Here is a 5743-nt window from a genome sequence, read left to right as displayed (position 1 = left end):
CACCTGCTCCAGTTGCTCCTGCGGAATCCCTGGGCCACGGTCACTGATGACGATTTTCAAACTGTCCACCTGATCCTCAACCCGCACCACCACTTCTCGGCCATAACGCACCGCATTTTCCAGCAGGTTCTGCACGCAACGCTTGAGGCTGCGTGCATAGCCCGGCAGCGGTTGCCGGGCGCGACCGACAATGGTCACGCTTTCGCCCACGTCTTCAAGGTCGGCCTGCAGGCTTTGCAGCAAGGCATTGATGTCGATGTTCTGCCGCGTCTCGTTGATTTCGCCGCTGCTGACAAAATCCAGGGTGCTGGACACCATGTGTTCCATTTCTTCCAGGTCACTGCGAAACCGCTCCTTGGTGCGCGTGTCTTCGAGCATTTCGGTGCGCAGGCGCAGGCGTGTGATCGGCGAGCGCAGGTCGTGGGAAATCGCCGCCAGAAAGCGCGTGCGCTCGGCAATATTGGCTATCAACCGTTGCTGCATCGCATTAAACGCCTGGGCGGCGCGGCGCACTTCGGTGGGGCCGTCCAACGCTAACGGCGGGCGCTGGATATCCCGGCCCAGGGCTTCGGCGGCCTTGGCCAAGGCATTGAGCGGGCGGATGGCCAGGCGCACCGCCACCAACGCGATGATCACCAGCACCAGCACGCGCAGCAAATAGATGCGCATCACGTAGTCGAACAGCAAGTCCAGCGGCGACGTGCTGGTCCAGCCCTGCTCCTCACTGGCGTCCACCTGCAACCAGCGCCCATCGGGCAGGCGCAGGTCGATCAGGAACTGCCCGATGACCGGCTTGGAACTGAGCAGGGTCGAGAGCCCGGCGCCTTGCCCTTCGCCATCAACCAGAGACAGGCGCAGCAACATCAGGGTCTGGGCAGAACCGGTTTTCTCCGTCAGCACCTGCTTGATCAGCCGCTCGGTGGGCCGGTCACTGTCGGTCAACGTGCTCGGCGTGTTGCTGGCCTGATCGCTCAAGGTCAATTGAAAATGCGGGGTGTTGAGCAGTTTGATCAACTGGTCGGCCTGCTGCGGGTCGCTGTGTACCAGGCGCACCACGTCTGCCAGGCGTGTGGCGATCAACCGCGCAGGAATCTCCAGCACCTGGCCATGCCGACGGTCGTACCAGATGCTGCTGGTCAGCGCCTGGGCCGCGAGCATGCCGCTGACCAGAATCAGCACCAGCCGCCCGAACAGCGAACGCGGCAGCAGTCTCACGACTCCAGCACCACATCATCGGCAGTCAGCATGTAACCCTCGTTGCGCACGGTTTTGATCAGCCCCGCCGGCAGCTGCGAGCGCAGGCGGCTGACACACACGTCGATGGAGCGGTCGAACGGCGTGCTGTCCTTGTCGAACACATGGTTGAGCAAAAAGTCGCGACTCAACGGCCGGTTGGGGTGCTGCAACAGCAGGCGCAGCACACGGTAGTCCGAGTTGCCCAGGCTCACCACCACGCCCTCGGGCGTGAGCAATTGCCGCGCCCGTGTGTCGAGTTGCCAGCCGGCAAAACGAATACTCGGCGCCTCGTCCAGCCGCGCGCGGTCCGGAAAACTCTGCACCCGGCGCAACACCACCTTGATTCGCACCAGCAACTCACGCGGGTCGAACGGCTTGGGCAGGTAGTCGTCGGCGCCGATTTCCAGGCCGACGATGCGGTCGATCAACGAGCCTTTGGCGGTGAGCATTACCACCGGCGTGTTGGAACTGACGCGCAGTTCGCGGCACAGGCTCAAGCCGTCTTCGCCAGGCAGCATCAGGTCAAGCACGATCAGGTCGATCACATTCAGCGCCAGGCGGCGGCGCATTTCCTTGCCGTCGGCGGCGGTGGACACCTGAAACCCCGCGTCACTCAAGTAGTCGCAAAGCAACTGACGGATTTGCGGGTCATCATCAACGATCAGCAGGTGGTCAAGCTTGGCCATGGGCAGTCAATCCGAAAACTCAAAACGCAGGAGATAGCCGAAAGTTCATCCAGCGATACACGCAAATGTAATGGAATGTTGTGGGAAACCATAATCACGCATCAGCGATACAAAGCCAGGGTATGGCAGGCGGAATCGCTCTTTAGACTACCGAACCTAAATGAGAGTAATTGTAATTTAGACTCGGATCATCACCTATGTCATTGCCCACGCCCCAACGTCACACGCTGCACACAACCCTGGCACCGATGTTCGGTTTCCTCGCCGCCGGCAGTGTTGCGCCGACCGCCTGGGCCGATGCGCCGGCCGCCACGCCGAATGATTCGGTGGTAAGCCTGCCGCAAATCAAGGTCGACGGCCAGGAAGCCACCTCCACCTTCAAAGTCGACCGCGTGACCTCGGCCAAAATCAGCCAGCCGCTGCTCGACGCCCCGCAAAGCGTGACCATCGTGCCGCAGCAGGTGCTCAAGGAGCAGAACGCGCAGACCTTGCAGGAAGTGTTGCGCAACGTGCCCGGCATCACCTTCATGTCCGGCGAAGGCAACCTGGGCTGGGGCGATCTGTTTTCGATCCGTGGGTTTTCCTCCGAGCAAAGCCTGACCGTCGACGGCGTGCGCGACGCGGGCATGTCCACACGCACCGACACTTTCAACCTGCAACAGGCCGAAGTGTTCAAGGGCACGGGTTCGATCGAGTCCGGCGTTTCCGCCGTGGGCGGCAGCGTCAACCTGGTGAGCAAAGAAGCGCACCTGGGCGATGCCAACAAGGTGTCCGCCAGGATCGGCACCGACAGCTACCGTCGCCTCACCGCCGACCTCAATAAACAGCTGACCGACACCGCCGCCGTACGTATCAACCTGATGAAGCACTACAACCAAGTGGCCGACCGCGACGACGTGGACTACGACCGCTGGGGCATCGCCACCTCGTTCGGCTTCGGCCTGGGCACCGACACGCGCTTTTTCGTCGACACCTTTTACCAGAAAGACACCAATACGCCGGACGGCGGCGTGCCGATCCAGCGTGGCACCGACGGCCACCGCATGCCTGGCGTCAAACGCTCCGACTGGTACGGCGACTCCAGCCTTTATACCCAGGAGAACGAAACTACCTCGCTGACCGCCCGCTTCGAGCATGACTTTGACTGGCACGACGCCTACCTGCGCAACCAGACGCGCTGGGAACGCAGCGACAACTTCGCCGTGCTGTCGCCGGCACGCTTCTTCGTCGCCGATGCCAGCGGTAAAAAAACCTGCACCGGCGCCCGCTGTGCGACCTTGGGCTACACCGGCGTAGGGCCTATCAGCCAAGTGCCCGGCAGCACGGTGAATGCCTACACCGACTACGTGAACAACAGCAACACCGGCTACGGCATCCTGCGGGGCAGCGATTTTGGCCTGTCCAAGCGCTACACCATCCTGGATAACCAGACCGACTTCAGCTTCACGTTCAACACCGGCAGCCTGCAGCACGCCGTGGTCAGCGGCCTGGAGTTCTATCACGAGACCTACGGCGGCCTGAAACGCAACGCCGAAGTGCCGGCCGGCGATCTGTTCTTCAACATGAACGACCCCAGCCACAGCTTCGCCAGCACCTACGTGACCAAAGGCGAAGGCGACCCGCGCTCGGTGATCGATAACGCCGGTGTCTACGCGGGCGACACCGTCACCCTCAACGAGCAATGGCAAGTGCTCGGCTCGCTGCGCTACGACAACTGGCGCGCGCAAACCAGCCAGCGCGGCCAGGCCGACATCAGCAGCACCGACGGCGCAGTGAGCGGTCGCGTCGGCGCGGTGTACAAGCCATTGCCGAACGGCAGCATCTACGTGTCCTACAGCGAGGCGGCGCAACCGTCGGCGCTGGGCGCGTCCACCAACAACCAGATCTACGGCGCGTCCACCACCAGCAACTACAGCCCGGCCAAGTCGAAAACCTACGAGATCGGCACCAAGTGGGACATTGCCCACGACAGGCTCAATGTCACGGCGGCGATCTTCCGCACCGAATTGGACAACGCCTGGGAATACCAGGACGGCGAATCCGCCCCGGTGCGCGCCCTGCCCGCCAAGCGTGTGGACGGCATCGAACTCGGCCTGCAAGGCAACATCACCCCGCGCTGGACCGTCTACACCGGCTTCTCGGCGCTCAAAAGCACGCAGACCAAAGGTATCAATAAAGGCGCGGAAGCCAAGAACGTCCCCGACCTGACCGCCAACCTATGGACCACCTACGCCGTCACCGACGCCCTGAGCCTCAGCTACGGCGAGCAATACGTGGGCCGTCGCCGCTACAGCGACAACAAGGATGTCGGCGGTTTGAACAACAACAGCAGCTACGCCAACGGCCCGTCCGGCGTGTATGCGATCTACACCCGCGACCACGAAAAAGCCCCGGGTTACTGGCTGAGCAACCTGGCGGCGCAATACAAGGTGAACAAGGACACCACGGTCAACCTCAACCTCAACAACGTGTTCAACACGTTCTACTACAGCCAGGTTGGCGCGTCCCTTGACGGCTTCCAGCTCTACGGCATCCCAGGTGCCGGTCGCACGCTCACAGCCAGTGTCGATTATGAATTCTGATTGCCCCTCACCCGGAGTCCTTTCCATGTTCAAACCTCGTAACGTGCTTAAGCTCGGCGTGCTGTGCGCCGCGCTGGTCCTCGGCCACGCCGAAACTGCGGCTGCCCATGAAGTCACCGACGTGTTGGGCCGCAAGGTCGAGGTCAAAGACCACGTCAAACGTGTGGTGCTGGGCGAAGGCCGCTTGATTTCGGCGTTTGCCTTGCTCGACAAGGACGCGCCGTTCCAGCGCATCGTCGGCTGGCAGAACGATTTGAAGCTGCTGGACCAGCACACTTACAACGCCTATGTGGCGAAGTTTCCTACGGTGAAAGACATCCCGTTGATCGGGCAAGCGTCGGAGCAGAGTGTCAGTGCTGAGGAGATTCTCTCGCTGAAACCGGATCTGGCGGTGTTCAGCATTTCCGGCCACGGCCCGACCGAACACAGCGCGGTGGCAGACGTGCTGGCCAAAGCCGGCATCCCGGTGTTGTTCGTCGACTTTCGCATCAACCCGGTGCAAGGCACCCACACCAGCATGAACGCGCTGGGCCAGGCCTTGGGCCGTGAAGCCCAGGCCAAGGCGTTTCTGGGTTTCTATGACCAGCACATCAAGGCCATCACCGACGCCGTTGCCACCTTGCCTGCCGGCCCGCGCCCGAGTGTGTTCCTCGAATTACTGGCCGGTGCCTGGCAGGCGCCGGGGCACACCACCGGCAAAAGCGGCATGGGTGAAGTGATCAAGCTGGTCGGCGGGCGCAATATCGCCGCCGAGGTGGTGCCGGGTGCGCTGGGGGATATCAGCGTTGAATACGCGCTCAAGGCCGACCCGGATGTGTACGTGGCCACCGGCAACCACAAGCCTGGGCTGATTCTCGGCGCTGGCGTGAGCACCGATGAAGCCCGTGAGGCGTTTGATCGGGTATTGGCGCGGCCGGAGTTCGCCAGCCTCCGTGCCATCCGCGAAGGCAATGCCCACGGCCTGTGGCACGATTTCTACAACTCGCCGTACAACCTGCTGGCGATTGAAGTATTGGCCAAATGGGTACACCCGGAACTGTTCGCCAAGCTCGACCCGCAAGCGACTATGGAACAGATCAACCAGCAGTTTTTGGGGATGCCGCTGCAGGGTGCTTACTGGATTGACGCCAAAACCAAGTAACCCCTAGCGCCATGCACAAATGCACAAATGCAGGAATGCAGGAATGCAGGAATGCAGGAATGCAGGAATGCAGGAATGCAGGAATGCAGTCAGTGTGG

General features: G+C 61.8%; 4 protein-coding genes. 2 read left to right on the top strand and 2 right to left on the bottom strand.

Features of this window, described 5'->3' with window-relative positions:
* Both FEM54_RS22530 and FEM54_RS22525 read right to left on the bottom strand, forming a co-directional pair.
* A partial coding sequence (locus FEM54_RS22530; protein ID WP_138453111.1) for a histidine kinase dimerization/phospho-acceptor domain-containing protein occupies positions 1–1215 on the bottom strand: 1215 nt, incomplete at its 3' end.
* Positions 1212–1922, bottom strand: coding sequence for a response regulator (locus FEM54_RS22525; RefSeq protein ID WP_056857506.1), 711 nt, complete (start codon positions 1920–1922; stop codon positions 1212–1214). The genes FEM54_RS22530 and FEM54_RS22525, both read right to left, overlap by 4 nt.
* Positions 1923–2119: 197 nt before the next feature.
* Here FEM54_RS22525 and FEM54_RS22520 point away from each other — a divergent pair, with 197 nt between their 5' ends.
* Both FEM54_RS22520 and FEM54_RS22515 read left to right on the top strand, forming a co-directional pair.
* Positions 2120–4504 (top strand): TonB-dependent receptor, encoded by a 2385-nt coding sequence (locus FEM54_RS22520; protein WP_138453109.1) that lies wholly within the window; start codon positions 2120–2122, stop codon positions 4502–4504.
* Positions 4505–4529: 25 nt separating this feature from the next.
* Positions 4530–5645: an ABC transporter substrate-binding protein gene (locus FEM54_RS22515; protein WP_138453107.1), complete on the top strand. Its 1116-nt coding sequence runs from the start codon at positions 4530–4532 to the stop codon at positions 5643–5645.
* Positions 5646–5743 lie beyond the last annotated feature (98 nt).

Source organism: Pseudomonas edaphica (assembly GCF_005863185.1).
In the GTDB taxonomy this organism is placed as follows: Bacteria; Pseudomonadota; Gammaproteobacteria; order Pseudomonadales; family Pseudomonadaceae; genus Aquipseudomonas; species Aquipseudomonas edaphica.
The sequence above is the reverse complement of the archived record's forward strand: the minus strand, read 5'-3'. Positions and strand labels throughout refer to the sequence as shown.

Excerpts from the sequence above, each read along its gene's own strand:
- FEM54_RS22515 (WP_138453107.1), top strand. The coding sequence starts at position 4,530 with ATGTTCAAACCTCGTAACGTGCTTAAGCTCGGCGTGCTGTGCGCCGCG.
- FEM54_RS22520 (WP_138453109.1), top strand. The coding sequence starts at position 2,120 with ATGTCATTGCCCACGCCCCAACGTCACACGCTGCACACAACCCTGGCA.
- FEM54_RS22525 (WP_056857506.1), bottom strand. The coding sequence starts at position 1,922 with ATGGCCAAGCTTGACCACCTGCTGATCGTTGATGATGACCCGCAAATC.